This window comes from Pseudomonas sp. PB3P13 (genome assembly GCF_054897735.1).
In genome coordinates this window covers 806,515-832,126 of record NZ_CM142702.1, presented here as the reverse complement: position 1 = coordinate 832,126, position 25,612 = coordinate 806,515, and the positions used below count along the sequence as shown (strand labels likewise).

The window sequence follows — 25,612 nt, the reverse complement described above, 5'->3', positions numbered from 1 at the left end:
GATTAAATCCGGAAGTGGAATGCGATCCTGTGGGAGCGAGCCTGCTCGCGATAGCGTTGGCACATCAAATATTACTGTGTCTGACACGCCGCTTTCGCGAGCAAGCTTTGCCCACACCGTCCGGGACTGCAATGCCCAAGGGTAGGCTTTATTCGCGGATCGAACGACTGATTGCCATTCATGGTCCACACTTTGAACCCCAGCTGCTGGAGCGCGTTCCATGTCTGACCGTTATATCGACTTCGCCAACTCGTCCTTCGGCCATCGTCTGGTCGGCGCCCTCGGTCTGCCGACGCCCGTGCGACTGGAGCGCTGGCAAGCCGGCCGGCTGCGCCCTGTCGAAGGTGCGCTGTTGATCGGCGGCGGCGCGCTGGCGGGGAAAGTCAGTGCCTTCGCCAATCGCCTCACCGATGCGATTTTCAGCTACGGCACGGAGCCTGCAACGGCCACCGCATGGATTCCCGGCCACGGCCCCAAGCTGAAAGCCGTGGTGTTCGATGCCAGCGAGCTGACGCAAACCGACGCCCTGACGCAACTGCGCGAGTTCTTTCAGCCCTTGATGAAAAACCTTGATCACAATGCACACCTGGTGATTCTCGGACGTGACCCGCAAACAGTCAGCGACCCGTTCGCCGCCAGTGCTCAACGCGCGCTGGAAGGCTTCAGCCGATCGCTCGCCAAGGAATTGCGCGGCGGCGGGACGTTGCAACTGATCCAGGTGGGCGAAGGTGCAGAAGATCAGCTGGAAGGCCCACTGCGATTTTTTCTTTCGCCAAAGAGCGCCTTCGTCTCCGGGCAAGTGATACGGGTCAATGCGTGTGATACGCCCGTAACCGACTGGACTCGCCCGTTGTCCGGGCGCAAGGCGCTGGTGACCGGCGCCGCACGCGGCATTGGCGCCTCCATCGCCGAAACGCTGGCGCGTGATGGTGCCGAGGTTATCCTGCTCGACGTCCCGCAGGCCAAAAACGATCTGGAAGCGCTTGCCGCTCGTCTCGGCGCGCGCAGTATCACGCTGGACATCTGCGCCGAAGACGCCGCTGCGCAGCTGATCGAACAGCTGTCCGACGGCGTCGATATCGTGGTGCACAACGCCGGTATCACCCGAGACAAAACCCTCGCCAACATGACTCCGGAACTCTGGGACGCGGTGCTCGCGGTCAATCTCAATGCACCGCAAGTGTTGACCAAGGCGCTGCTCGACAGCGGCACTTTGCGCAACAATGGCCGGGTCATCCTGCTGGCGTCGATCAGCGGCATTGCCGGCAATCGCGGGCAAACCAACTACGCCGCCAGCAAGGCCGGATTGATCGGTCTCGCGCAAGCGTGGGCGCCGCTGCTGAACGAGCGCGGCATCAGCATCAACGCAGTCGCCCCGGGGTTTATCGAAACCCAGATGACTGCGCACCTGCCATTTGCCGTGCGCGAAGGCGGGCGACGCATGAGCTCATTGGGCCAGGGCGGCGTGCCGCAAGACGTCGCCGAAGCTGTGGCGTGGCTGGCACAACCGGGCACCGGTGGCTATACCGGTCAGGCGCTACGTGTCTGCGGGCAAAGTGTACTGGGGGCGTAACCATGAACAATGACTGGCACACACTCGAACGCGAACCCGGCCTGCCCGCGTCGTACGCGCAAGCGGCAATGCGACGCAAGATCACGGGCACCGCGCTGCCCGAGACTGGGTTGCGGTGCTGGGTCGATGTCGATCCCAAGCGCCTGGCGGACTACCGCAAGGTCTGTGGATTTGCCGACAGCAGCTTGTTGCCCCCGACCTATCCGCACATCCTCGCGTTTGCGCTGCAGATGCAAGTGCTGACCGCAAAAGATTTCCCGTTTCCGTTACTGGGGTTGATTCATCTGAGCAACCGCATTCGCCTCATTCGGCCGATGGGCGGCGTGCATCGAGGGCGAGTCAGTGTGCGAGTGGCTAACCTGCAACCGCACGCCAAGGGTGCGACGTTTGATCTGCTGACGACCCTGGAAGATCAGCTGGGGACGCTGTGGGAGGCAGAAAGCCAGATGCTTTGTCGCGGCGCCAAACTCGACGGCGAGCCCATAGAAGATGTCTTGGCGTCAACCTTGTCGGTCACAGAGGTCAGCCGCTGGAAGGCCCCGGCCGACATCGGTCGGCAATACGCGAACGTCTCGGGCGATTACAATCCGATCCATTTGAGTGCCGCAAGCGCCAAACTGTTCGGCTTCCCGACTGCGATCGCACACGGCTTGTGGAACAAGGCGCGCACGCTGGCAGCGCTTGATCAGCATTTGCCGACGGCTAACGTGGAGATTGCGGTGCAGTTTCGCAAGCCGGTACGTCTGCCCAGCGAAGTGACGTTGCTCGCCAGCGCGGCGGGCTCCAGCGGTGATTTCCAATTGATAGGCGCCGGGGATCTGGAGCACATGGTCGGGCACTGGCGACCGATTTCCTGAACTCGCCACATCTTGGCACTCGCGCGCAAAGTCTAGGTCAGCGCGGAGGATAATTGGCGAGTATTTTGCCAACCGTTTCGCGAATGGCGTTGGCACGATCGCTGGGATTGGGCGAGCCGCTGACCAATTGTTCGTCGCTGCCCCGCCACACCAGTTTGCCGTCCTTGCTGTCCAGCAGATCGATCTGAATGATCGCGACCTTGTAACTGACATTGCGGGTTTCGTTGTACATCGGCCCGCCCCAATAACCGTGCCACGGACTGCCCCATCCGCCGCCGCCGCCGTAGTTGGTCGTCACTTGTTGCTGGCGCTGTTCGACGATCAGATAAGCCTGCACGCCAAGATCGCCCTTGCTGCCTCCGGTTGCCGGGCGCAGGCCCCGCTGATCCAGCTGATCGGACACCGATTGGCGGATGCGTTGCTCGGTCAGGTCGCTCTTGATTCGCGGGTCATCGGGGCGATATTGCAGCGCCGGTTCCTTCCAGCTCCAGCTGCGATAAGCGGCAAAGTCGCGGCTGGCGTCATAGTCATTGTTGACCTGGTCGGAGGCACAGGCACTCAACAGTGCGGCGACAACCAGTAGAGCGAGAGGACGGAACATGGTGGTTCTCCGATTGAAGACTTCAACCTGCAATAAGCCGGGATACACCGGACTAGCTCGGCGGATACGCCGACATGGCTTTTTCCACCGCTTCACGAATGGCATCGGTTTGCGCGCCCTGTGAGCCGCGATTGCTGGTTTCGGCACTCGAACTCCAGACTGGCTGGCCGCTCTGCGCATCGAACAAGTCTACGCGCACGACCACGACCTGTTCCTGATAAGTGCGCACGATCGGCACCGTGTTGTACATGCCGTAACCGCTGCCATAACGATTGTAGCCACCATAACCACCGTATCCGCCGCCGTAATAGCCGTAGTCGTCGCGAACCTGGCGCATACGGGTTTCCAGGCGCAGGTCGGCGCTGACAAACAGGTCTGCCGCACGATTGTCATGCAGCGGGCGCAGGCCACGCTGATCGAGCGCGCTGCTCACGGCTTCGGCAACCTGCGCCGAATCTGCCCAGGCCGTGCCCGGCGGCAAGCGCCCATTGAGCCACGCCCAACTGCGATAACGCCCGTAATCACGCGGCGGCGCCGGGTACGCGCTGCGATCGAAGGTCGTGGCCGCTTGCGGTGGTGCCGGCGGCAGAGGTCTGGAGCTTGCCACGTAAGGATTGCTGCCCTGGCAGGCGACTAGGCCCAGACAGATCACCAGTAACCCTGAACGACTTTTCATTTCGCGCTCCGATCAGATCGGCCGACAGATCCAGTGCAGGTAACGCCCAAGCCCGGCGAAGCCTGGGTGGCGACGGTGGGCGAGCTCCATTTCGAGCAAATCCCCCAGCTGCGCGCGGGCCTGAAATTCCACCGGCATATAGTCGTGAAAAACGCGAACCCCGCTCTGGGTTTCGACCCGCCACAGGCCTTCAAGTTGCGCCGCAAGTGCTCGCGGATCAAGTGGCTGTTGCGGGGTCAGGCTCTGTTTTTCGCCCGCCATGTCGTTGTTGCGCATCTTGCGAAAGTGCCCCTTGAGCAGGTTGCGGTAGATCAGCGCATCGCGGTTGTAAAACGCCAGCGACAACCGGCCTTCGGGTTTCGTCAGCTGATGCAGCACCGGCAGGATCGTGTGGGGTTCGGCGAGCCATTCGAGTACCGCATGACAAAGCACCAGATCGTAGGGCTCATTGAGCTGCCCGGGCAATTCTTGCCAGGGCGCTTGAATGAAAGTCGCGGTTTGTCCTGCATCGGCGAACCGCCGACGAGCGCCTTCAAGCATCGGCTCGGCCGGCTCGGCCAGCGTCACGTCATGCCCGCGCTCGGCCAGCCATAACGACATGTGGCCGAGGCCGGCACCGATGTCGAGCACGCGCAACGCACGGTCGGGCAAGACTTCGGCCAGATCGGCCTGAAGCACGGCAAGGCGAATCGCCCCTTTGGCGCCGCCGTAGATTTTCTCTGCGAAACGGGTCGCCAGTTGATCGAAATGCCGGTCGCTCATCAGCTGAACCTCCGTTCACTGTCGGCGAGTTTGCTGCGCACCACTTCATCCATGTCCAGCCCCAGCTCGCTGCACAACAGCAGGAGATAAAGTACGATGTCGCCCACTTCCTGCCCGGCGTGGGCGAGCTTGTCTGCCGGCAACTGACGAGACTGGTCTTCGCTCAGCCACTGGAAGATTTCCACCAGTTCGGACATTTCCACGCTCGCGGCCATTGCCAGGTTTTTGGGGCTGTGAAATTGTCGCCAATCATTGCGATCGCGGATCGCGTGCAGGCGTTCGGTCAGTTCAACAAGGTTCATCGGGCTCTCCTGAAGACGTATAGCTTCGGGGGGATATCCGATCATGGCAAGGTCTGTGTAGCATCAGGGAACTCGGCGCCCTGAACCATAGCCGAAGGCTCATGTCCGGCAACCACGCCACCACGTTCATCAAGGATGTTCACATGCAGGTAGAAAGTTTTTTCGAATGGCTCGGCCAGGCACTCGGTTCGGTCATCCGCTTCATCGTTGACGGCCTCAGCGGTCTGTTCAACCTGTTGAGCAACGCTGGCAGCAACTTTGTCGAAGGGCTGTCCCGTACGCTGGGCATGGATACTTCGGTCATCAGCATCCTGGCGTTGATTGTCGGGCTGATGCTGCTGTGGTCAGCGATTCGCGCATTCATGAATGCGTCGATCATCATGGGGATCATCTGGTTGCTGCTGGGCTTGTGGTTGCTGAGCTGGATAATCCACTAAAAACACCTGCCACCGCTGGCCGCGAGCCTGCTCGCGAAGTAATCGTTACAATGCCGCTCCTCAAGGAGCCTGCATGTCCAACCTGCTGACCGACTGGCGCGACCGCCCGACTCATCGTCGGGTCTGGGCGCTTGCCGCGCCCATGATCCTCTCGAACATCTCTGTGCCGCTGGTGGCGCTGGTCGACAGCACCGTCATCGGCCACTTGCCTCATGCCCACCAGTTGGGCGCCGTTGCGGTGGGCGCCAGCCTGTACACCTTTCTCGCCTGGGCGATGGGCTTTCTGCGCATGGGCTCTACCGGGTTTGCCGCTCAGGCGGCCGGGCGCGATGACGGTGCGGCGTTGCGGCAGATTCTCTTGCAGGGCTTGTTGCTGGCGGTGGGCCTGGCGATTGTTCTGGGCGCATTGGGGATACCCCTGAGCGGTGCCGCACTGCACTTCATGCAACCCTCGGCAGAACTGGATCAGCTCACGCGCGAGTTTTTTCATACGCGGTTATTCGGCCTGCCCGCGGCGCTGGCCAGTTACGCGCTGGTCGGCTGGTTCCTTGGTACGCAGAATGCGCGGGCGCCGCTGGCGATTCTGCTGAGCACCAATCTGGTCAACATCGCGCTCAATCTCTGGTTCGTGCTCGGGCTGGACTGGGGTGTGGCCGGTTCGGCGCGCGCCTCAGTGATTGCCGAATGGACCGGCGCTCTCATTGGCCTGCTGCTGACGCGAAAAGCCTTGCGCGCCTATCCCGGGCACATCGCCTGGGCCGCGCTGGCGCTGTGGCAGAGTTGGCGCCCGCTGCTGGCGGTCAACCGGGACATTTTCATCCGCAGCCTGCTGCTGCAATCGGTGTTTTTTCTGATCACCGTGCAAGGCGCGCGGCTGGGCGATGCCACCGTCGCGGCGAACGCGTTGCTGCTCAATGGTTTGTTGTTGACCGCGCATGCGCTCGATGGTCTGGCCCACGCGGTGGAAGCTTTGTGCGGCCACGCCATTGGCGCCCGTGACCGCGATGCCCTACGGCGCTCACTGGTGGTGGCCTGTGGCTGGTCGCTGCTGGCAAGCCTGGGCTTCGCGGTGTTGTTCCTGTTTGCCGGGCATCTGTTTATCGAGATGCAGACTGACATCCAGAGCGTGCGCGATACGGCATTCGTCTACCTGCCCTACCTCGCCGCCCTGCCAATGATCGCCGTCTGGAGTTACCTGCTGGACGGACTGTTTATCGGCGCCACCCGCGCCCGGGAAATGCGTAACGGCATGCTGCTGACGATGATTTTATTGTTGCCGTTTGCCTGGGCGCTGCAAGGTCTGGGTAATCACGGCCTGTGGCTGACCTTCCTGCTGTTCATGTTGTTGCGCAGCCTGACCCTGGGCGCAATCGCCTGGCTGTTGCGCAACAACGATGGCTGGTTCGCCGGGCGCGCTCACTGAGCCTGGTCGTTTTGCCAGCGAATGCGCAGGTTATCGAGGCGTTCCTGCTGCGTGGCGCCGCACAGCGGCTCTCGCAGCGAACCGTGTGGGTATTGCAAGCGCAGCCATAACCAGCCATCCAGTGCCGGCCGATCGCTGAACCCCAGCGCCAGTCCCTCCTGCAGGTGGTGCCAAAGGCTGGTGTAATCGGCCTCGGTGGACTGGCACCAATGCCAGGCATGCTGTTCCAGCAGGCAGGTCTGCAGCCTTTCGCGCTGACGCTGACTCAGGTCGGACTCGACCGCCAGCGGCTCGACCGTCAAGCCTGGATTGATCAACTGCTGCCAACCCTGACTACCGATCGCACGGTCGGCCCAGGTCCCGCCAAACCATTGCAGTTGTTTGATCGGCCCCAGCCAGTAACTCAGCTCCCTGGCATCGCAGGCATCGAAAAAGTAACTGGCCGTGTTCGGATTGAAATAACTCAACAAGGCTCGATGATGCAGGCCGACAGTGACCGTCAGCATGCGCTGCAGATGTTCGATCAGTTGCCCAGCCGATGCGTCACTGGCCATCAGCAAACCGCGCCACATCTGCGCCTGGCTGAAACACAACCCGGCCAGTGCCGGACAGCTGCGCAGATCAACCAGCACGGGCCCTTCATCGCGCAGCGCATGCAGTTCCGTGCCCTCGAACAACTTGAAGCTGCGCGCTTGTGCAAACAACTTTTGCAACATCAAACGGGTGTGAGGCGCACCCGGAACATCCAGCAATAGCCATTGCGCAGGCTCGCCGATCATGCCGCACTGCCCGGGCCGAATCGCGTCGCCGCACGGCAGGCGCACAATGTCTCCTGGCAATGAATGAAACTGCCACCGCCGGGCATCAGGCACAACAGCAGCAATGGCTCGCCGGTTCGCAACAATTGCAGCACGCCATCGACGGGTGAAGGATCCTCGGGCGTGACCGGTGACGTGTCATTTTCGACCGTTGCCCGCGTGTGCAGGAAACCGCTGATCAGCGGTTGATCCGGATCACCTTCGATAAAACTGACCACCACCTCGGTGCCCTCACTCAACTGCGCAACAGCCAGGCCGTCCAGCTCGGCTGACACAGGCAACCAACAATGGCTCGGCGTCGCGCCTTCCCCCTGATACAGCCAGTCAAACTGCACCGCGACCGGTCGGGATGGATCGGGCCGAGGTTCATCGACGTCCACTACCCAGGCGCGTTGCAAGCTGTGCATGCGAGGTTTAACCACGTGTTGCGCCGACGCGAATGCCGCTTCCCGGTGAATCGCCCGAAACTGATTGAGGTAGGGCTTCACCGGGTCCTGACTGCCGAGATGCTCGACATGGGTCAGCAGCCACGGCTGATTGCACTCGGCTACCGGATGACCGGACAACGGCATCAGTTGCCCACTGCGCAGCGTCGCCACATCGGTATGTCCCTCGGCACTTCGCCGGTATCGCTCGCTGACCTGCAGCTTGAATTGTCGAATCGCCGGCTGCTCGCACTCCGCGTCGAACCGGACCGCGTCGCCTGTGGGAAAATGTGCGTCACTATCAGAGAAGACGACGCAATGCCCGCGAGCGCCGTGTTCGAAATGATAGTGCACACGCTCCTGAGCGCACAGGCGCTGCAGAAACTGCAGATCCGATTCCCGATACTGCGTGCAGAAGTCTCGTGGCGGATAATTTGCACTCAGCTCGAAGCGCCGATCCTGGCCGGTGATGCCGTGCTCCTTGAGTACCTGATCGAGGATCTGAGGCACCGTGCGGGCACTGAAAATTCGCTGGCTGAAACGGTGGGACAGGCACGCCAGTTTTGGCCGCAGCTGCAACTGACACAATCTGCTGCACGGGCCATGGTCGCGCTGGACGAGCTCATGCAATTGCCCGTGAAAAAAGCTGCGCTGCGCTTCGATGTGCAAAATGGCAGAACGGTACAACAAGCTGGCAAGGTCGAGGTTCGGGTCATCGATCAGCAAATCCACATCGAACACAAAGGGCTCGCTGATCGTTTCTTTACCGGTAAAGGCCAGGACTTCGAAAGAATCGGGCAGCCCGGCTACTTCCAGACGAAATGAAGGTTCGAGGACTGGATCGAACATCGGCGATTCTCTACAGGAAGGGCGGCCGGGGATTCTCGCCGAGAGGCATGGCCGAGTAGAGTGCCGAAGTTCAACTTAGGAAACGGCCTACGATAAATGCAGACCATATGACTTTTATAGTCACGGGAGCGGTGGATTTCCTCGACAAATGAAGAACCGTCCCACCGGATCATCTGAAAAAACCGCAGGGAGCGGTACATTTTCAGACAAGCCGATGGAATCGGAGACTGACCTCAGGACGACAGGTAAGACGAACGAGTCAGGCCCAGGCGCAACGCGTCGAGGAACTGCGTCCGTTCGGCCGCCGTGATGCGCGCACTGGCGCACTTGTCGCGGTAGTGAGTCATCAACTCTTCCGGCGACAAGTGCACATAACGCAGCATGTCTTCGATGGTGTCGTGGGTTTCAATACCGGCGTGGTACACGCTGCCATCGGCATTCTGATAGATGTTCACCGAATCGGTGTCACCGAACAGGTTGTGCATGTCGCCGAGAATTTCCTGATAGGCGCCGACCAGGAAGATGCCCAGCAAATAGTCCTCGCCTTCGTTCAGGCTATGTACCGGCAGGCTGGTTTCGATGCTTTGCTCATCGACGTACTGCTTGATCTTGCCGTCGGAGTCGCAGGTCAGGTCTTGCAGCACGGCACGGCGTAGCGGCTCTTCGTCAAGACGGTGCAGCGGCAGAATCGGCAGCACCTGGCCAATCGCCCAGGTGTCCGGCAGGCTCTGGAACACCGAGAAGTTGCAGATGTATTTGTCGGCAAGCTTGTCGTTGAGTTCATCGAGCACCTGACGGTGCGAACGCTGACGCGCTTTCAACGAGTTGTGCAGGCGCCGGCACACAGCAAAATAGCACTGCTCGGCCAGGGCTTTTTCAGCCAGGGTCAGTTTGCCGTCGGCATACTGGGTGGCCACGTCGCTCATGTAGTGCGTGGCGCGCCAGTACGTTTCGGTGACCATCTCGATGTCGGTGGGGCCCAGCAGATCAACCAGCCACTGCACGGTTTCCGGCAGCGCTTCCTTGTTGTCGATCTGCGGCACGTCGTCGTTGTGTTTCTCGACGTCGGTGACCTGTACCACCAGCATCGCGTGGTGTGCAGTCAGGGAACGACCGCTTTCGGAGAAGATGTTCGGGTGCGGCAGGCTCTGCGCGTCGCAGAACTCCTTGAGCATCCCGACCACGACACCGGCGTAGTCGTCCATGTCGTAGTTGATCGAGCTGGCATTGCGCGAGTGAGTGCCGTCGTAGTCGACACCCAGGCCGCCACCGACATCGATGTGATCGACCGGCAGGCCAAGGTTGCGCAGTTCGCCGTAGTAACGAATCGCTTCCTTGAAACCGTGCTGGTAGTCCGCCAGGTTGGCGATCTGCGAGCCCATATGGAAATGCAGCAGGCGAATGCCCTGATCGAGGCCCGCCGCGCGAAAGCGCTCGACCACCGAGAGCAACTGCGCCGCCGACAGACCGAACTTGGATTTCTCGCCACCGGTGTCTGCCCACTTGCTTGACGCCAGGGACGACAGACGCACGCGCAGGCCGACCTGAGGCTTGACCTTCAGAGAGGCGGCCTCCTCGATCACCAGCTCAACTTCGGATTCTTTCTCGATCACGATGAACACGTTGTGGCCGAGTTTCTGGCCCATCAGGGCCAGACGAATGAATTCCCGGTCCTTGTAACCGTTGCAGACGATGGTGCCGCCCTTCGGAGCCAGGGCCAACACGGCCAGCAGCTCGGGCTTGGACCCGGCTTCCAGACCGATGGACACGTTCTGGGTGGCGATGATGTTTTCGATCACCGCCTCCTGCTGGTTCACTTTGATCGGGTACAGCGCGGTGTACTTGCTCTGGTATTCCAGGCGCGCGATGTTCGAATCGAAGGCCCCGGTCAACTGACGCACGCGGTCTTGGAGGATATCCGGAAAACGTACGAGCAACGGCAAGGACAAGCCGCTCTTGCGCAACTGGTCGACCTGCTCGAACAGGTCGATCGGCGAGCTGGCCGGACCGTTCGGACGAACTTCGACGCGACCGGCGTCATTGATCGCGAAATACCCGGCCCCCCAATGGCGGATCCCGTAAACACTGCGGCTGTCCGCAACTGTCCATTGGCTGCCATCGTCTTTGCGTGTGCGTCGTACGGACATTGAAGTCCCCTATAAAGAAGTCATAGAGCGTCACCTGGGTTCAGGCTGGCGCAGTCTAAAGCGTGTAAATGACGGTTCGTCAACGAGGGGATAGACCTCGCTGACCGCAGTGAGTTTAGAAACCGGTCAGAACAGGCTCTGTGAAAACCATGCAGGCGACACCTTGCCTGCTGTCAGGACCAGGTTGAACCAAGGGTGGTTTTCACAGAGGCTGCTAGCCGCCGGACTTCCTGGCCTTGAACCCGAGTCTGATCAGCTCGCCCAACAACAGCTCCACATGCTCGCCCTGGATTTCGATGATGCCGTCTTTCAACGCGCCACCGGTGCCGCAGCGCTTTTTCAACGTGGTCGCCAGTTCCTTGAGCGCGTCTTCGGCCAGGGGCACGCCGGTGATGGTGGTCACCGTCTTGCCGCCACGACCCTTGCTTTCGCGACGCACGCGAGCAATGCCATCACCGGACGGGATCACGGTTTGTTTGCAGATGCAGGCGTCCACCGGTTTACTGCAATCGGGGCAATGACGACCTGCGTCGGTGGAAAATACCAGGCCACCCAGGGCGGCGAAGGATGCGGCTTTTTTGGCCACCGGAAATCCTCTTGGGAGGACAAAGACTGGTCGCGGCCACTGGGGCCATCGACCGCGAAGCCCCACTCAGGCAGGGGCAGCGCTACTGAAACAAAACAACCCTGTAGGAGCGAGCTTGCTCGCGATGGTCGTCAACGATGACGCGAGCCATCAGGATATGCACGTCGTCCTTGCGTTCTTCGCGAGCAAGCTCGCTCCTACAAAAAAGCGATCCGATTCAGTTGAAAAGGTCGCGCAGTGTAACGGCAAAAACGCCGATTGCTAAGAGCCAATCGGCGCCAATTCACAGCGGTTTTGCGACGTCCTTCCCGCAGGCGCGCAGATAGCGCATCAAGGCGGCCAGCGAGTCCGGGCAATAGGGCTTTTGCTGGATGTCGAGCATGACCTGATCCACCGGAATAAAGCGCGCTTCCAGCACTTCCTCGGGCTGCAGGACCAAGGGGCCATCCCACACCGCCGAAAACGCGGCACACCAGAGTCGGTTGCCGGTGTCTTCGAAAAAGAAATGATCGTGCGCGGTCAGCTCTACCCCGCCCACCCCCAACTCTTCTTCCAGCTCGCGGGCCGCCGATTCGGCGTATGTCTCGGTGGCCAGGACCATGCCGCCCGCCGCCACGTCCCAGTAACCGGGATAGATCGCCTTGCTCAAGGTTCGGCGATGCACGCAGAGCTCTCCGGCGGAATTGAACAGCATGATGTACGTGCCGCGTCCGATCAGCCCACGCTCGCGCAAATCCGACCGGACCAGGGCGCCGAGCAGGTTGTCCTGCTCGTCGACCCATGCGATCTGCTCGGCGTCCGAGGCCACGCGATGGGCGGCCTCGCGTGCTTTATCCGCCATGATTCAGCCCTGATTGAGCAACTGACGCAAATCGATCACTGCAGCGTTGGCCCGGGAAATGTAATTGGCCATGACCAACGAGTGGTTGGCCAGCACGCCAAAGCCGCTGCCATTGAGAATCATCGGGCTCCAGACCGGCTCTTGCGACGCTTCCAGCTCACGGATGATCTGACGCACGCTGACCGTGGCGTTTTTCTTCGCCAGCACATCGGCGAAGTCGACTTCGATCGCGCGCAGCAAGTGGGACAATGCCCAGGCCTGACCGCGAGCTTCGTAGAACACGTTGTCGATCTGCATCCACGGCGTTTCGACGATTTCCTCGTCAACCTGCGGCACTTCGCCCGGCGCAACCACTTCGGTTTTCAGCGCGGTGTTCAGTTTGACCCGGCCAACGCTCGCGGACAGCCGTTGCGACAGCGAACCCAAACGGGTGCCGACGTCGCCCAGCCAATTGTTGAGGTTGTCGGCGCGGGCATAAAACAGCGCGTTTTTCTGCGAAGGATCGGAAAGGCGCGCCTGATAACGGCTCAGGGATTTAATGCCTTCCTGATACTCGGACTCGCTGGATGGCAGCACCCAGCTCTTGTTATCAAAGTTGAAACGCGGTTCGGCCTTGGCCAGATCACCGTCTTCTGCCGACTGCGATTGCGAGCGGGCAAAGTCTTTACGCAAGGCGCGTGTCAGATCTCGCACCTGGACCAGCACGCCATATTCCCAACTCGGCGTATTGTCCATCCACAGGCCGGGCGGGAAACGGTCGTTGGAAATGTAGCCGCCCGGCTTGCTCAGCAAGGTATCGGCGACGGTCTTGAGGGTTTCGACCGTGGTGTAGCCGATGACCATCTGCTTGCCTTCGCGTTCGGCCGCCACTTGTGCGTTTTGCTGCACCGGAAACAACGCCGGCTCCTGGCTCCAGTACCAACCGAGCACGATGGTCACCAACAGAAAAAGGCCGAGCAGCGTGGCCAGCGCCCGGCTGAACAACAGGCCGCCGACGTAACTGCGGGTGGCCGACTTAGGTTCGGCGGCACGTTCGGGCGCGCTGCCCGCGCGATTCTTCCAGTCCAGCATGGCGGTATCCTTTCAATCACTTGAGTTCATCGGTTCGACCACAACCCTACGCCATCGTGCCTCGTTTGCCGCGCATTAAATCTGCGCGACGCGAAGCACGACCGCGAGGTGCGAACGCTAATATAAAGGAAGGATCTCCCTGGTAGCAGCGGGTGAAGCTTGCTGCTACAAGTAACACGCCTCGTCGCGCAGCACACCCGACTGACCGGTCACAAACTGAATGACGCCGCTGCGCACTTAATTGACGGACGACACTGATGCTAATCGAAAGAGATGCTAGCATAGAGCCACCAGTCAATCTCAGCATGCACCCTACCCAGTAGTCAGGATATGACCGAGCCAGAAGACCCCAGCCGTGAGCGCCTCAAGCACCACTTTGCCCAGCGGGTGATTCATCAGGCACGTCAGATTCTTGAGATATGGCAGCGCCTGCAACGCAGCGAATGGTCGAGCACCGATTTGTCCGAACTCAGCGAGGCCAACGTGCGTTTGCTGCGTTTCGCCGAGCGTTTCGAGCAACCGGAACACAGCCAGCTGGCGCGGCACATCGGTCAATCGCTGCAAGCGATCGACGCCAATCGCGGGCGCCTGAGCAGTGCGTTGATCACTGAACTCAATCGCCTCATGCAGCGCCTGTCGCGCACCGGGCTGCGGCATGGCGATCAGTTGGAGCAAACGTTCCTGCCGCCGCTGCGCAAACCGATCTACGTGATGCTGCAAGATTACGAGCGGGCCGAACGCCTGGCCAAGCAACTGGAATTTTTCGGCCTTAGCGCGCAGTCAATCGACAGCGTGACCGCGTTTCGCTCATCGATGGGCGAGCGCTTGCCGGCGGCGATTGTGATGGACGTGGATTTCAGCGGCCCTGGCGTCGGCCTGCAACTCGCCGCCGAAGCTCAGGTCGGACTGGACGAGCCTTTGCCCCTGCTGTTTTTCAGCCTGCTGGAAACCGACACCCCGACCCGCCTCGCCGCCGTACGCGCCGGCGGTCAGGAGTTTCTCACCGGCACCCTCGAAGCGTCGAGCCTGCTGGAGAAGATCGAAGTACTGACCTGCGTCGCCCAGTACGAACCCTATAAAGTGCTGATCATCGACGACTCGCGCGCTCAGGCGTTGCACACCGAGCGCCTGCTCAACAGCGCCGGGATCGTCACGCGCACGTTGACCGAGCCGATTCAGGCGATGGCCGAACTCGCCGACTTCCAGCCCGACCTGATCATCCTCGACATGTACATGCCGGCCTGCACCGGGACTGAACTGGCGAAGGTCATCCGGCACAACGATCGTTATGTCAGCGTGCCGATCATTTACCTGTCGGCTGAAGACGATCAGGACAAGCAACTCGACGCCATGAGCGAAGGCGGCGACGATTTCCTGACCAAACCGATCAAGCCCCGCCACCTCATCACCACTGTGCGCAATCGCGCGGCCCGTGCGCGCAACCTGAAGGCGCGAATGGTCCGCGACAGCCTGACCGGTTTGTACAACCACACACACATCCTGCAACTGCTCGAAGATTGCAGCTTCCGCTCGCGGCGCGAAGGCAAGCCGCTGAGTTTTGCGATGCTCGACATTGACCACTTCAAACGGGTCAACGATAGCCACGGCCATCCCATGGGCGACCGCGTGATCAAAAGCCTGGCGCTGTTCCTCAAACAGCGCTTGCGCAAAACCGACTTCATTGGCCGTTACGGCGGCGAAGAGTTTGCCATCGTCATGCCCGACACCGATATCGAAGCGGCTTTCACCGTGCTCGACGAAATACGCCAGCGCTTCGCCGAAATTCATTATCCGGCGCAGCCACAGGATCTCTGGTGCACCTTCAGCGCCGGCGTGGTCGAGCTGAGCGACGGGTCCGACGGCCTGATGATGGCCAGTCTGGCAGATGAGGCGCTGTACCGCGCCAAGCACGCCGGACGCAACCGGATCCATGCCGCGCACGCATCAAAGCAAAGTGCCATCTTTTCATCGGAATCGACCCGTTCGGTCATAACGCTGTAACAGAAACGCAATAACTTCAGGCGCTTACCATTCTGCCGTTGGTAGTCCCGCAATGCGCCTGAAGCTGCTGACCAATCTCAACACCCTCCTTTTAGTCGCCGTTTGCGTAGCGCTCGGCGCGACGCTATGGTGGTCGCAAAAAGCCCTGGAACGCCCCTATCTGTTGATGGAGCGCTACCTGGGGTTGTCCCAGCAATTTCAGAATGAAGCGGCGCGCAGCATTGGCGATTACCTCGCCAGCGGCGATGCCTTGCGTCTGAGCAGTGCCAGCCAGGCCATCGATGCCGTGCAAAAGGAATTGAGTGAGCTGCCGCCCGCCCTGGCCGACACCTTGCGCCCGAGCCTGTCGGACCTCGACGAATTCAGCAAAGCCGACTTGCTCGCCGCCGGCAAACTGGCTGGCGATCCGCAAGCACTGTTATTGCAGGCCGAACGTGAACTCGGCGCCAGCCTCGATCAACTCAGCCAGTACGCCAGCGGCAACCCGGCCTGGATGGCACCTTTGCTCGCCGCGTCACAGCACTTGGGCAAACTGTCGTTGGCGCGGGACAAACTGGTCAGCAGCGGGCGCAGCGAACTGGCGGCCGATGTCGAGCGCGAAGTCGGCAACATCCGCGCCCAGGCCGAACTCATCGACGCTTTGCCATTGCTCGGTGTGGCCAGCAGCACCGAATCGGCCACCGACGATTTCGCCGCGATGATGGGCCTGGAGACCACTGAAAAAGCCGCCGCCGAAGATGCCGGCGTCGCTCTCAAACGTGAACTCACCAGCCTGTTGACCCGCTATCCCGCGGAACTGGCGCGCACCCGCGAGCAGATCCGCAAACGTGCCGATCTCAGCGCCGCGACCCACCTGAAAATCGCCGCAGTGCAACAGGCGATTGCCGGTCTCGAACCTGTCGTTCGCGCCCAGCACGGGCAGATTCAAAGTGAAGTGCGGCTGATGCAAGGCGTGATGATCGGCTTGATCCTGCTGATCGCGTTGCTGATCGACACCTTGCAGCGGCGTCTGGCACGCACGCTGACCAACCTGGCACCGGCACTTTCGGTCTGGGCCGAGGGTGATTTCAGCCAGGACATTGAACTGGGCAAAACCAACCGCGAACTGCATGACATTCAAGCCTCGCTCAACCGCATGCGCGCCTATCTGGTGGATCTGGTGGGGACCATTCGCCTGAATGCCGAGCAAGTCGCCGGCAGCAGCCGAACCCTGGCCGACCTGAGCAACGATTTGCACAGCGGCGCGGAGCATCAGGCGGGCGATACCGCGCTGATCCGCGATTCCCTCGGCGAGCTGGAGGCGACGATTCAACAGGTGGCCGGCGACGCCAGTTCGGCCGCCGACGCCAGCCGCAATGCCGGGATGGCGGTGGAGCACGGCCAGAAGGTAATCGGACAAAGCCTGACCGGGCTGCACGCGCTGGTAGGTGAAGTGCAAGGCAATGCGAAGATGATTGAACACCTGGCCGAAGAGTCGGCGACGATTGGCGGCGTGTTGACGGTAATCCGCTCGATTGCCGATCAGACCAATCTGCTGGCCTTGAACGCTGCCATTGAAGCGGCCCGAGCCGGCGAAATGGGTCGCGGCTTCGCTGTGGTGGCCGAAGAAGTGCGCTCACTGGCGCAACGCACAGCAGGCGCCACCGCAGAGATTCAGAACCTGATTGCCGGCCTGCAGTCTGCGGCGCGGCAATCGGTGGAAGGCATGCGGGCGCAGGTCGAGCACGCTGAAGCGACAGCCAGTCAGGCGCAGGCCGCTGACGGCGCGCTGGATGAAATCGTCGGGGCGATCCAGACCATTTCCGACACCGCCGTGCGCATCGCCGATGCCACGGCGCAGCAGAGCGGCGCAGTCAGCGAAATTCGTGATCACAGTGAGCGGATTCACCAGCTGGGCGGGGATAATTTGCTGCGCATTGGCGAGGGGCGTGAACAAGGCGAGCATTTGCTGGTGTTGGGTGGACGTTTGCATACGGCGGTTCAAGCCTTCCGCGTCTGATAAATCGCTTTCGCGAGCAAGCTGAACTGGCCTAATGATCCCGGACACCTCTTAAGGGCGATATGATTAGCCCAATCAGGAGGTTCCATGCAAGAACGAAAGACCTATACCCGCGAGTTCAAGCGACGTGCTGCCAGCATGGTTCTTGACGACAACTGTTCGGTTCCCGACGTCTGCGCATCAATGGAAGTCGGCCCTACGGCTCTGCGCCGCTGGGTTGATCAGGTTCGTAAAGAACGTCAAAAAGGACAGCCAGTCGCAGGCACCATGGCGATCAGTGATGAACAGCGTGAACTCCAGCAGCTACGTGCCAAGATCAAACGCCTTGAGACCGAGGCCGAAATCTTAAAAAAGGCTACCGCTCTCTTGATGTCGGATCCCGATCGTTTTTCCTGATCGAGGAACTGAGAGAGTCGGGCTCGTATCCGACTAGCCAGCTTTGCGACGTCCTTGGCGTTTCCCGCAGCGCGTTCTATGACTGGCTTCATCGTCGCTCAGCACCGAATGCCAAACGTGATGCGCTCAGGGCGAAGGTCGTGCAATTGCATGCTGAAAGCAGGGAAAGCGCCGGTGCGAGAATGATTTCCAAGTGTTTGAAGGCCCAGCAGTTCAGGGTTGGAAGGTTTCTGGCTGGAAAGCTCATGGCCGAGGCGAACCTGACCAGCAGGCAGCGTCGTCGCCACCAGTACCGCTCCAGAGGTGTTGAGGCATTTGTGGCCAGGAATCTGCTCGAACGTAACTTCCAGCCAGCAGCAATCAATCAGGTTTGGTGCGGCGACGTTACCAGCCTGATGGTTGGGAAGCGCTGGTATCACCTGGCTGTGGTCATTGACCTGTTCGCCCGACGGGTCGTCGGGTGGGCGTTTTCGCTGATCAATGACGCCAACCTGGTCACCAAGGCGCTAAGGATGGCGGTTGAAGTAAGAGGCAGGCATACGGGTTTGATGTTCCATTCGGATCAAGGCTGCCAGTACACCAGCCAACGCTTCCAGTCAGAACTGCTTGAACACGGCATCATCCAAAGTATGAGCCGCAGAGGCCAGTGCTGGGACAACGCACCAACGGAGCGATTCTTTGGCACGCTCAAATCAGAATGGGTGCCTGTCAGGGGTTATACAGAGATCGAAGAAGCGAGAAAGGACATGACCAGCTTCTTCATGCGCTACAACCGAATCAGGCTCCACAGTTACAACGGCTACCTGTCGCCAATAGCAACGGAACAACAGGCAGCTTGATCACCGTAATCGGTGTCCGGAAAAACTTGACCAGAACAAGCTCGCTCCCTAAAGGGCACTCATTCCCTGTGGGAGCGAGCTTGCTCGCGATAGCATCATTACAATCGCCACCAGACTCCCGCGCCTGCATACCCGTCGGACCTCCGCTATCATGCCCTCACTTCAGATACGCGAGATTGTCATGCGCCGTTTGCTCTGCCTGTTGTGGCTGGTGCTCGTCCTGCCGGTTAGCGCCGCCGGTTTGCTGGAGAGTCGACCCAGCGCCACGCTGGGCTCGATCAATAACAGCGCCGATTTCCTGCCGGTGCGCGAAGCCTTTCAGCTAAGCCTTGTTGAAGCCACCCCACAATCGATCAAGCTGCGTTTCGTTGCAGCCGACGGTTACTACCTCTACCGACACCGCTTGCAATTTCGCAGCGACCCGGCGGACGTTGCACTCGGCCCGGCGCAACTGCCCAAGGGCGAACAGAAACACGACGAATACTTCGGCGATGTCGAGGTGTACCACGGGATTCTCGAAGTCGACCTGCCACGCACCGACCCACGCGCCTTCACCCTGGTTGTGAGTTATCAAGGCTGTGCCGACAAAGGCCTGTGTTATCCACCCGAAACCGAACGCCTGAGCATCGAGGGCGGCAGCACTTCCACGCCCTGGAGCTGGAAACAACTGGCGTTGTTTTTTCTCGCCGGCGTCGGGCTGACGTTCACGCCGTGCGTGCTGCCGATGCTGCCGATTCTGTCCGGCGTGGTGTTGCGCGGCCAGGTCGGTGGCTGGCGTGGGTTCAATCTCTCGCTGGCGTACGTGCTGCCGATGGCCGCCTGTTTTGCCCTGCTTGGCGCGTTGATGGGCATGTTCGGCGCTCAACTCAATCTGCAGGCGCGTCTGCAATCGGTCTGGGTGCTGGTGCCGTTCGGGCTGTTTTTCGCAGTGTTTGCCTTGGCCATGTTTGGCGTCTTCGAACTGAAACTGCCCCACGCGATCAGCAGTTGGCTGAACCGAATTGCCAGCCGCACCCAAGGCGGTTCGTTGTGGGGCGCGGCAATACTGGGCGTGGTATCGAGCCTGCTGGTTTCACCTTGCGTTTCCGCTCCGCTGGCCGGTGCGCTGCTGTACATCAGCGCCAGCGGCGATGCAGTGGGCGGCGGCCTGAAACTGTTCATGCTCGGCCTCGGCATGGGTGCGCCACTATTGTTGGTGGCCACGGGTGGTGCGGCATGGTTGCCCAAAAGCGGACCGTGGCTGGTGTATGTCAAAAACGCGATTGGCGTATTGCTGCTGGGCTTGGCGATCGGCTTGCTCAGTCGGGTCGTGCCAGGGCAGATCACGTTGCTGCTGCTCGGCTTGCTGGCCGGTGGCGTCGGATTGTTTATGGGCGCACTGGAGTTCGTCTACAAACCACCGCGCAAACGCCTCGGCCAGTTACTGGGGATATTCCTGCTGTCTTACGCGCTGGCTTGCTGGTACGGCGCATTTAGCGGGCAGACCGATCCGTTCAGTCCGATTGGGCAACCGCGCAATTTGCCTGGCAACGCGCAATCGCAAAGGCTCAGCGGATGGCAAACGGTCACAACCGCGCAGGAACTCGATCACGCCCTTGCTCAGGCGAAATCTTCCGGTGCGCCGCTGTTGCTCGACTGGTACGCCGACTGGTGCATCAGCTGCAAATTAATCGAAAATCAGGTACTCACTGACGCCAACGTCGTCGAACGTCTCAAAGGCTATCGCCTGATTCGATTTGACATGACCGCCAGTAACGCCGAGCAACGCACCCTGCTTGACCGATACAACCTGTTCGGCCCTCCCGCGCTGATGTTTTTCGGCAAGGATGGCGTCGAGCAGGCCGATGTGCGGGTGATTGGCGAGATCAATGCGGCGGACTTCGCCGAACGTGTCGCCAGGGCGAATGACCGGAATTAGCGAGCGGGTCACAAATTTCGCGCAATCATCGGCCATCGTGCCGGCTATTGCATAGAACTGGACAGTCACAAAGGCTTTGCGGCATAGTCGCCGGGTTCTGACAATTGCACATAGATAACAAGGAACAGCAGATGGCAACGCTATTGGTTCTGCACGGACCCAACCTGAACATGCTTGGCACCCGCGAGCCGGGTACCTATGGCGCCACCACACTGGCGCAGATCAACCAGGACCTGGAACGCCGTGCACGTGAAGCCGGCCACCATTTGCTACACCTGCAAAGCAATGCCGAGTACGAATTGATCGACCGCATCCACGCTGCCCGCAGCGAAGGTGTGGACTTCATTTTGATCAACCCGGCGGCTTTTACGCACACAAGTGTTGCATTACGTGACGCGCTGCTGGCAGTGAGCATCCCATTCATCGAAGTGCATTTGTCTAACGTGCACAAACGCGAACCTTTCCGCCATCACTCTTACTTCTCCGACGTAGCGGTGGGAGTGATCTGCGGCCTTGGCGCCAGCGGTTATCGACTGGCCCTGGAGGCCGCACTAGAGCAGCTTGAAAGACAGGCAACGGCTTGAACGACAAGCGTTAAACGCCCCTGACCGACCCTTGGGAGTTGATGATTCATGGATATCCGTAAAGTTAAGAAACTGATCGAATTGCTGGAAGAGTCCGGCATCGACGAGCTCGAGATCAAGGAAGGCGAAGAGTCCGTACGCATCAGTCGTCACAGCAAGACTCCAGCTCAGCAATACTACGCACCCGCCCCAATGCAAGCTCCGGCGCCTGCACCTGTTGCTGCGGCACCCGTGGCAGCGGCCGCACCTGCTGCACCCTCTGCCCCGGCGCTGAACGGCACCGTTGCCCGTTCGCCGATGGTTGGCACGTTCTATCGCAAATCTTCGCCAAGCTCGCCGTCGTTCGTTGAAGTCGGCCAGACCGTGAAAAAAGGCGACACCCTGTGCATCGTCGAAGCGATGAAGATGATGAACCACATCGAAGCTGAAACCAGCGGCGTGATCGAATCCATCCTTGTCGAAGACGGCCAGCCGGTTGAGTACGACCAACCACTGTTCACCATCGTTTGAACCGCGGAGAAACTTTGATGACTGCGAAGTTGGAAAAAGTTCTTATCGCCAACCGCGGTGAGATCGCACTGCGAATTCTGCGCGCCTGCAAAGAGATGGGCATCAAGACCGTCGCCGTTTACTCCAAGGCTGACAAAGAGCTGATGCACCTGGGTCTGGCGGACGAATCCGTCTGCATCGGTCCTGCTTCGGCTGCCCACTCCTACCTGCACATTCCGGCAATCATCGCCGCCGCTGAAGTGACCGGCGCTACCGCCATTCACCCAGGCTACGGTTTTCTTGCCGAAAACGCCGATTTTGCTGAACAGGTCGAGAACTCCGGCTTCGCCTTTATCGGCCCGAAAGCTGAAACCATTCGCCTGATGGGCGACAAGGTTTCGGCCAAGCACGCCATGATTGCTGCCGGCGTACCCACCGTTCCGGGCTCCGACGGCCCACTGCCGGAAGACGAAGAAACCGCGCTGCGCATCGGTCGGGAAGTTGGCTATCCGGTGATCATCAAAGCCGCTGGCGGCGGCGGTGGTCGCGGCATGCGTGTGGTGCACAAGGAAGAAGACCTGATTTCCTTCGCGAAACTGACCCGCACTGAAGCAGGCGCGGCGTTCGGTAACCCGATGGTCTATCTGGAAAAATTCCTGACCAACCCACGCCACGTGGAAGTCCAGGTGCTTTCCGACGGCCAGGGCCAGGCAATCCACCTCGGCGACCGCGACTGCTCGCTGCAGCGTCGGCACCAGAAGGTTCTTGAAGAAGCGCCGGCACCGGGCATCGACGAGAAAGCTCGCCAGGAAGTCCTGGCTCGCTGCGTCAAGGCGTGCATCGACATCAACTACCGTGGCGCGGGTACTTTCGAGTTCCTGTACGAGAACGGCGCGTTCTATTTCATCGAAATGAACACCCGCGTTCAGGTTGAGCACCCGGTTTCGGAAATGGTCACCGGCATTGACATCGTCAAGGAGATGCTCAGCATCGCCACTGGCAACAAGCTGTCGTACACCCAGGATGACGTGGTCATCCGCGGTCACGCGCTGGAATGCCGGATCAACGCCGAAGACCCGAAAACCTTCATGCCGAGCCCAGGCACGGTCAAGCATTTCCATGCCCCGGGCGGCAACGGCGTTCGCGTCGATTCGCACCTGTACAGTGGTTATGCGGTTCCGCCTAACTACGATTCGTTGATCGGCAAGCTGATCACCTACGGCGCAACCCGTGACGAAGCCCTGGCGCGCATGCGCAATGCGCTGGACGAAATCGTTGTCGACGGGATCAAGACCAACATCCCGCTGCACCGCGACCTGGTCCGCGATGAAGGCTTCTGCAAAGGTGGAATCAACATCCACTACCTGGAACACAAGCTGGCTGGCGACAAGCACTAAGCTTTAGCCTGATCAACAAAACCGCCTTCGGGCGGTTTTGTTGTTTCTGCACATCTCAGATATTTATAAAACTCTGTGGCGAGGGGGCTTGCCCCCGTTGGACTGCGCAGCAGTCCCAAAACAGTCGATCCGGTTTGTCTGATTCAATGAGATTGGAGGGTTGTGCGACTGCTGCGCAGCCGAACGGGGGCAAGCCCCCTCGCCACAAGTTATTTGTTCACTTCCGGACCCCGTCTACCCTGTCGTCTTCTGCTGCGCGCTCGCGTAAACTTGCGCCCTTCTCGCGGCCCGCCAGGCTGCACTCAATATTTTTCAAAGGTGCCCGCCATGCCTTGGCTGCAAGTTCGTCTCGCCATCAGCCCGGATCAAGCCGAAACCTACGAAGACGCTTTCCTTGAGGTGGGCGCCGTTTCGGTGACCTTCATGGACGCCGAAGATCAGCCGATCTTCGAGCCGGAACTCAATACCACCCCGCTGTGGTCGCACACCCATCTGCTGGCTCTGTTCGAAGGTGGCACCGAAGCCGCCAGCGTCTTGGCCCATCTGCAATTGCTGACCGGCCACCCGTTGCCAGAACATCACAGCGAAATCATCGAAGACCAGGATTGGGAACGCAGCTGGATGGACGGTTTCCAGCCGATGCGTTTCGGTCAGCGCCTGTGGATCGTCCCGAGCTGGCACGCCGCGCCGGAACCGGATGCGGTGAATCTGCTGCTGGACCCGGGCCTGGCGTTCGGCACCGGCACTCACCCGACCACCGCGCTGTGTCTGGAATGGCTCGACGGCCAGGACCTGAAGAATTGCAACGTCCTGGATTTCGGTTGCGGCTCGGGGATTTTGGCAATTGCTGCCCTTTTGTTGGGTGCCAAGGAAGCTGTCGGCACCGACATCGACGTGCAGGCGCTGGAAGCTTCCCGCGACAACGCCGGGCGCAACAACATTGCCGAGGCGTTATTCCCGCTCTATCTGCCTGAGGACCTGCCGCAGGTTCAGGCCGACGTGCTGGTGGCCAACATCCTCGCCGGCCCGCTGGTAACGCTGGCGCCGCAACTGTCGAGCCTGGTCAAATCGGGTGGACGCCTGGCGCTCTCAGGCATCCTCGCCGAACAGGGCGACGAAGTGGCTGCCGCGTATGCGCAGGATTTTGATCTGGACCCGATCGCCAACCGCGATGGCTGGGTGCGCATTACCGGGCGTCGGCGCTAGAATGAAGTTCTGCACAGACCGGATCGCCGCATGACCGACAGCTTCGTCACCCAGTGCCCGCATTGCCAAACCAGCTTCCGCGTCAACCATGCTCAACTGAGCGTGGCCCGCGGAGTGGTTCGTTGCGGCTCGTGCCTGCAGGTATTCAACGCCGCCAGGCAATTGCTCGAGCAGGCCGGCAAGGACGCGGTCGCGCCGGTTGCACCGGCAATTGACGAGGCAGCGGAGCCTCGCGCCATCAGCCAGAAACAATGGTCGGCGACTGAACTGGACCTCGACACGCTGGATCTGGACGAAGAACTCGCACGACTCGAACAGCGCGAAGTCCAGCCGACTACCGACTTCGCCCGGCAGCGGGACGATACTTTGAGTGCGCGCCGGGATAATGCCGGGCATGAAGAAGAGCCATGGTCCGACAGCCTGTTCAGCGAATCGGCCGCCGATCGTGCCGAGACAGCCGACGTCAGTAAATCCGCACCACCGCTGATCGAGACCGGCATTCTTGCGCGCACCGAGCCATCGTTGTCGCTTGTACCCGTCGAACTGGACGACGAGCCGCAGCCGCCGCAGTTGCGCCTGAACGATCCGCTCGAAGCCCCGCTCCATCACGAACGCTTGTCGGCGTCCGCCGCCAGCGACGATTTCGACGACGACCAGCCTTCAATCGCGCCCCTGCGCAAGCGCCATGAACGCAACGAATCGACCGAACGAGTCGAGGCCCTGCAGGACCTGACCGATGATCCGTTGCAACTGGACTGGCAAAAACGCCGCTCTCCCTGGGGCAAGCGGCTGCTATGGCTGGTGTTGGTGCTGCTCGGTGCCGCCGCGCTCGCGGGGCAATACATTGCCTATCATTTCGACGAAATGGCCCGTCAGGACCAATACCGTCCATGGTTCCAGCAAGTGTGTCCGCTCATCGGCTGCACCGTGCCGTCCAAAGTCGACATCGCCAAAATCAAAAGCAGCAACCTTGTAGTGCGCAGCCATCCCGAGTTCAACGGTGCGCTGGTGGTGGACGCCATCATCTACAACCGCGCGCCCTTCTCGCAGCCCTTCCCGCTCCTGGAGTTGCGCTTCGCCGACCTCAATGGTCATCTGATGGCCAGCCGTCGCTTCAAGCCCGGCGAATACCTCAGCGGCGATCTCGAAGGCATGGCGGAAATGCCGCCACAAACGCCCATCCACATCGCGCTGGATATTCTCGACCCAGGCGCCAAAGCGGTGAACTACAGCCTGAGCTTTCATTCGCCCGAGTGAAACGCTTCAGTGGTACGGCTTTGACGGCATATTTCTGACTTCGACCGCTCATACCAAACCACTGGCGATAACAGAATAACTGTTCAGATTTTGTTCAATTCAGCCTTTATCCAGTCATCGAGAGCGGGTATCATGCCAACCCTTTTTCGAACTCTAAT

23 protein-coding genes and 1 pseudogene are annotated in these 25,612 nt (G+C 60.4%); 14 read left to right on the top strand and 10 right to left on the bottom strand.

Annotated elements, in window-relative coordinates:
- Positions 1–220: 220 nt before the first annotated feature.
- Positions 221–1,573 carry a 3-oxoacyl-ACP reductase gene (locus tag ACYZT1_RS03730; RefSeq protein WP_462017730.1) on the top strand — a complete coding sequence of 451 codons (1,353 nt, stop codon included), beginning with the start codon at positions 221–223 and terminating at the stop codon, positions 1,571–1,573.
- Positions 1,574–1,575: 2 nt separating this feature from the next.
- Positions 1,576–2,430, top strand: coding sequence for a MaoC family dehydratase (locus ACYZT1_RS03725; protein ID WP_462017729.1), 855 nt, complete (start codon positions 1,576–1,578; stop codon positions 2,428–2,430).
- Positions 2,431–2,467: 37 nt separating this feature from the next.
- Here the strand turns inward: ACYZT1_RS03725 and ACYZT1_RS03720 are convergent, their stop codons facing one another.
- From ACYZT1_RS03720 to ACYZT1_RS03705, 4 genes are read right to left on the bottom strand one after another with little or no spacing between them, the layout of a single operon-like run.
- Entirely contained in the window at positions 2,468–3,031 is a 564-nt protein-coding gene (locus ACYZT1_RS03720) for a DUF4136 domain-containing protein (protein ID WP_462017728.1), read from the bottom strand.
- 52 nt (positions 3,032–3,083) lie between these two features.
- Positions 3,084–3,707 (bottom strand): DUF4136 domain-containing protein, encoded by a 624-nt coding sequence (locus tag ACYZT1_RS03715; RefSeq protein WP_462017727.1) that lies wholly within the window; start codon positions 3,705–3,707, stop codon positions 3,084–3,086.
- A 12-nt stretch (positions 3,708–3,719) separates the two neighbouring features.
- Entirely contained in the window at positions 3,720–4,469 is a 750-nt protein-coding gene (locus tag ACYZT1_RS03710; protein WP_462017726.1) for a methyltransferase domain-containing protein, read from the bottom strand.
- On the bottom strand, positions 4,469–4,771 hold the full coding sequence (locus ACYZT1_RS03705) for a MazG-like family protein (RefSeq protein ID WP_462017725.1): 303 nt from the start codon (positions 4,769–4,771) through the stop codon (positions 4,469–4,471). Before ACYZT1_RS03705 ends, ACYZT1_RS03710 begins: the two co-directional genes overlap by 1 nt.
- A 143-nt stretch (positions 4,772–4,914) precedes the next feature.
- Here ACYZT1_RS03705 and ACYZT1_RS03700 point away from each other — a divergent pair, with 143 nt between their 5' ends.
- The gene (locus ACYZT1_RS03700) at positions 4,915–5,208 is read left to right on the top strand and encodes a hypothetical protein (protein WP_462019182.1); all 294 of its coding nucleotides are present in this window, start codon (positions 4,915–4,917) and stop codon (positions 5,206–5,208) included.
- Positions 5,209–5,281: 73 nt separating this feature from the next.
- A complete protein-coding gene (locus ACYZT1_RS03695) occupies positions 5,282–6,631 on the top strand; it encodes an MATE family efflux transporter (protein WP_462017724.1) in 1,350 nt (449 codons plus the stop codon).
- On the opposite strand, the gene ACYZT1_RS03690 is transcribed toward ACYZT1_RS03695, so the two are convergent.
- From ACYZT1_RS03690 to ACYZT1_RS03665, 6 genes are all read right to left on the bottom strand, one after another.
- Positions 6,625–7,410: a DUF4123 domain-containing protein gene (locus ACYZT1_RS03690; RefSeq protein ID WP_462019181.1), complete on the bottom strand. Its 786-nt coding sequence runs from the start codon at positions 7,408–7,410 to the stop codon at positions 6,625–6,627. The genes ACYZT1_RS03695 and ACYZT1_RS03690 overlap by 7 nt on opposite strands.
- A complete protein-coding gene (locus ACYZT1_RS03685) occupies positions 7,407–8,723 on the bottom strand; it encodes a type VI secretion system Vgr family protein (protein ID WP_462017723.1) in 1,317 nt (438 codons plus the stop codon). Before ACYZT1_RS03685 ends, ACYZT1_RS03690 begins: the two co-directional genes overlap by 4 nt.
- A 233-nt stretch (positions 8,724–8,956) precedes the next feature.
- The gene (gene speA, locus ACYZT1_RS03680; protein ID WP_462017722.1) at positions 8,957–10,870 is read right to left on the bottom strand and encodes an arginine decarboxylase; all 1,914 of its coding nucleotides are present in this window, start codon (positions 10,868–10,870) and stop codon (positions 8,957–8,959) included.
- A 214-nt stretch (positions 10,871–11,084) separates the two neighbouring features.
- Positions 11,085–11,456 (bottom strand): translation initiation factor Sui1, encoded by a 372-nt coding sequence (locus ACYZT1_RS03675; protein WP_462017721.1) that lies wholly within the window; start codon positions 11,454–11,456, stop codon positions 11,085–11,087.
- 283 nt (positions 11,457–11,739) lie between these two features.
- A complete protein-coding gene (locus tag ACYZT1_RS03670; protein WP_462017720.1) occupies positions 11,740–12,297 on the bottom strand; it encodes an NUDIX hydrolase in 558 nt (185 codons plus the stop codon).
- Between the two features lie 3 nt (positions 12,298–12,300).
- Positions 12,301–13,368, bottom strand: coding sequence for a DUF2333 family protein (locus tag ACYZT1_RS03665; protein ID WP_462017719.1), 1,068 nt, complete (start codon positions 13,366–13,368; stop codon positions 12,301–12,303).
- 330 nt (positions 13,369–13,698) lie between these two features.
- Here ACYZT1_RS03665 and ACYZT1_RS03660 point away from each other — a divergent pair, with 330 nt between their 5' ends.
- The 10 genes and pseudogenes from ACYZT1_RS03660 to ACYZT1_RS03615 all read left to right on the top strand — a co-directional run bounded on the left by ACYZT1_RS03660 (position 13,699) and on the right by ACYZT1_RS03615 (position 25,454).
- Entirely contained in the window at positions 13,699–15,369 is a 1,671-nt protein-coding gene (locus tag ACYZT1_RS03660) for a diguanylate cyclase (RefSeq protein WP_462017718.1), read from the top strand.
- A 1,492-nt stretch (positions 15,370–16,861) separates the two neighbouring features.
- Positions 16,862–17,368 (top strand): annotated as a pseudogene (locus ACYZT1_RS03655) (methyl-accepting chemotaxis protein); the annotation flags it as partial.
- Between the two features lie 87 nt (positions 17,369–17,455).
- Complete coding sequence (locus ACYZT1_RS03650) at positions 17,456–17,764, top strand: transposase (RefSeq protein ID WP_462016930.1); 309 nt, start codon at positions 17,456–17,458, stop codon at positions 17,762–17,764.
- On the top strand, positions 17,761–18,603 hold the full coding sequence (locus tag ACYZT1_RS03645; protein WP_462019180.1) for an IS3 family transposase: 843 nt from the start codon (positions 17,761–17,763) through the stop codon (positions 18,601–18,603). Before ACYZT1_RS03650 ends, ACYZT1_RS03645 begins: the two co-directional genes overlap by 4 nt.
- Positions 18,604–18,784: 181 nt before the next feature.
- The gene (locus ACYZT1_RS03640) at positions 18,785–20,521 is read left to right on the top strand and encodes a protein-disulfide reductase DsbD (protein WP_462017717.1); all 1,737 of its coding nucleotides are present in this window, start codon (positions 18,785–18,787) and stop codon (positions 20,519–20,521) included.
- A 131-nt stretch (positions 20,522–20,652) separates the two neighbouring features.
- A complete protein-coding gene (gene aroQ / locus ACYZT1_RS03635; protein WP_017336343.1) occupies positions 20,653–21,105 on the top strand; it encodes a type II 3-dehydroquinate dehydratase in 453 nt (150 codons plus the stop codon).
- Positions 21,106–21,153: 48 nt separating this feature from the next.
- Entirely contained in the window at positions 21,154–21,615 is a 462-nt protein-coding gene (gene accB, locus ACYZT1_RS03630) for an acetyl-CoA carboxylase biotin carboxyl carrier protein (protein ID WP_462017716.1), read from the top strand.
- Between the two features lie 17 nt (positions 21,616–21,632).
- Positions 21,633–22,991 (top strand): acetyl-CoA carboxylase biotin carboxylase subunit, encoded by a 1,359-nt coding sequence (gene accC / locus ACYZT1_RS03625; RefSeq protein WP_462017715.1) that lies wholly within the window; start codon positions 21,633–21,635, stop codon positions 22,989–22,991.
- A 327-nt stretch (positions 22,992–23,318) separates the two neighbouring features.
- Positions 23,319–24,197, top strand: coding sequence for a 50S ribosomal protein L11 methyltransferase (gene prmA, locus ACYZT1_RS03620; protein WP_462017714.1), 879 nt, complete (start codon positions 23,319–23,321; stop codon positions 24,195–24,197).
- 30 nt (positions 24,198–24,227) lie between these two features.
- Positions 24,228–25,454: a DUF3426 domain-containing protein gene (locus ACYZT1_RS03615; RefSeq protein ID WP_462017713.1), complete on the top strand. Its 1,227-nt coding sequence runs from the start codon at positions 24,228–24,230 to the stop codon at positions 25,452–25,454.
- The last annotated feature ends 158 nt before the right edge of the window (positions 25,455–25,612 follow it).

Bases quoted from the DNA above. Each gene is read 5' to 3' on its own strand.
- ACYZT1_RS03670 (WP_462017720.1), bottom strand. From the start codon at position 12,297: ATGGCGGATAAAGCACGCGAGGCCGCCCATCGCGTGGCCTCGGACGCC.
- aroQ (WP_017336343.1), top strand. From the start codon at position 20,653: ATGGCAACGCTATTGGTTCTGCACGGACCCAACCTGAACATGCTTGGC.
- ACYZT1_RS03690 (WP_462019181.1), bottom strand. From the start codon at position 7,410: ATGATCGGCGAGCCTGCGCAATGGCTATTGCTGGATGTTCCGGGTGCG.
- ACYZT1_RS03705 (WP_462017725.1), bottom strand. From the start codon at position 4,771: ATGAACCTTGTTGAACTGACCGAACGCCTGCACGCGATCCGCGATCGC.
- ACYZT1_RS03700 (WP_462019182.1), top strand. From the start codon at position 4,915: ATGCAGGTAGAAAGTTTTTTCGAATGGCTCGGCCAGGCACTCGGTTCG.
- ACYZT1_RS03640 (WP_462017717.1), top strand. From the start codon at position 18,785: ATGCGCCGTTTGCTCTGCCTGTTGTGGCTGGTGCTCGTCCTGCCGGTT.
- ACYZT1_RS03660 (WP_462017718.1), top strand. From the start codon at position 13,699: ATGACCGAGCCAGAAGACCCCAGCCGTGAGCGCCTCAAGCACCACTTT.
- ACYZT1_RS03730 (WP_462017730.1), top strand. From the start codon at position 221: ATGTCTGACCGTTATATCGACTTCGCCAACTCGTCCTTCGGCCATCGT.
- ACYZT1_RS03720 (WP_462017728.1), bottom strand. From the start codon at position 3,031: ATGTTCCGTCCTCTCGCTCTACTGGTTGTCGCCGCACTGTTGAGTGCC.
- accB (WP_462017716.1), top strand. From the start codon at position 21,154: ATGGATATCCGTAAAGTTAAGAAACTGATCGAATTGCTGGAAGAGTCC.
- ACYZT1_RS03715 (WP_462017727.1), bottom strand. From the start codon at position 3,707: ATGAAAAGTCGTTCAGGGTTACTGGTGATCTGTCTGGGCCTAGTCGCC.
- ACYZT1_RS03710 (WP_462017726.1), bottom strand. From the start codon at position 4,469: ATGAGCGACCGGCATTTCGATCAACTGGCGACCCGTTTCGCAGAGAAA.
- ACYZT1_RS03665 (WP_462017719.1), bottom strand. From the start codon at position 13,368: ATGCTGGACTGGAAGAATCGCGCGGGCAGCGCGCCCGAACGTGCCGCC.
- ACYZT1_RS03650 (WP_462016930.1), top strand. From the start codon at position 17,456: ATGCAAGAACGAAAGACCTATACCCGCGAGTTCAAGCGACGTGCTGCC.
- prmA (WP_462017714.1), top strand. From the start codon at position 23,319: ATGCCTTGGCTGCAAGTTCGTCTCGCCATCAGCCCGGATCAAGCCGAA.
- ACYZT1_RS03685 (WP_462017723.1), bottom strand. From the start codon at position 8,723: ATGTTCGATCCAGTCCTCGAACCTTCATTTCGTCTGGAAGTAGCCGGG.
- speA (WP_462017722.1), bottom strand. From the start codon at position 10,870: ATGTCCGTACGACGCACACGCAAAGACGATGGCAGCCAATGGACAGTT.
- ACYZT1_RS03725 (WP_462017729.1), top strand. From the start codon at position 1,576: ATGAACAATGACTGGCACACACTCGAACGCGAACCCGGCCTGCCCGCG.
- accC (WP_462017715.1), top strand. From the start codon at position 21,633: ATGACTGCGAAGTTGGAAAAAGTTCTTATCGCCAACCGCGGTGAGATC.
- ACYZT1_RS03695 (WP_462017724.1), top strand. From the start codon at position 5,282: ATGTCCAACCTGCTGACCGACTGGCGCGACCGCCCGACTCATCGTCGG.
- ACYZT1_RS03615 (WP_462017713.1), top strand. From the start codon at position 24,228: ATGACCGACAGCTTCGTCACCCAGTGCCCGCATTGCCAAACCAGCTTC.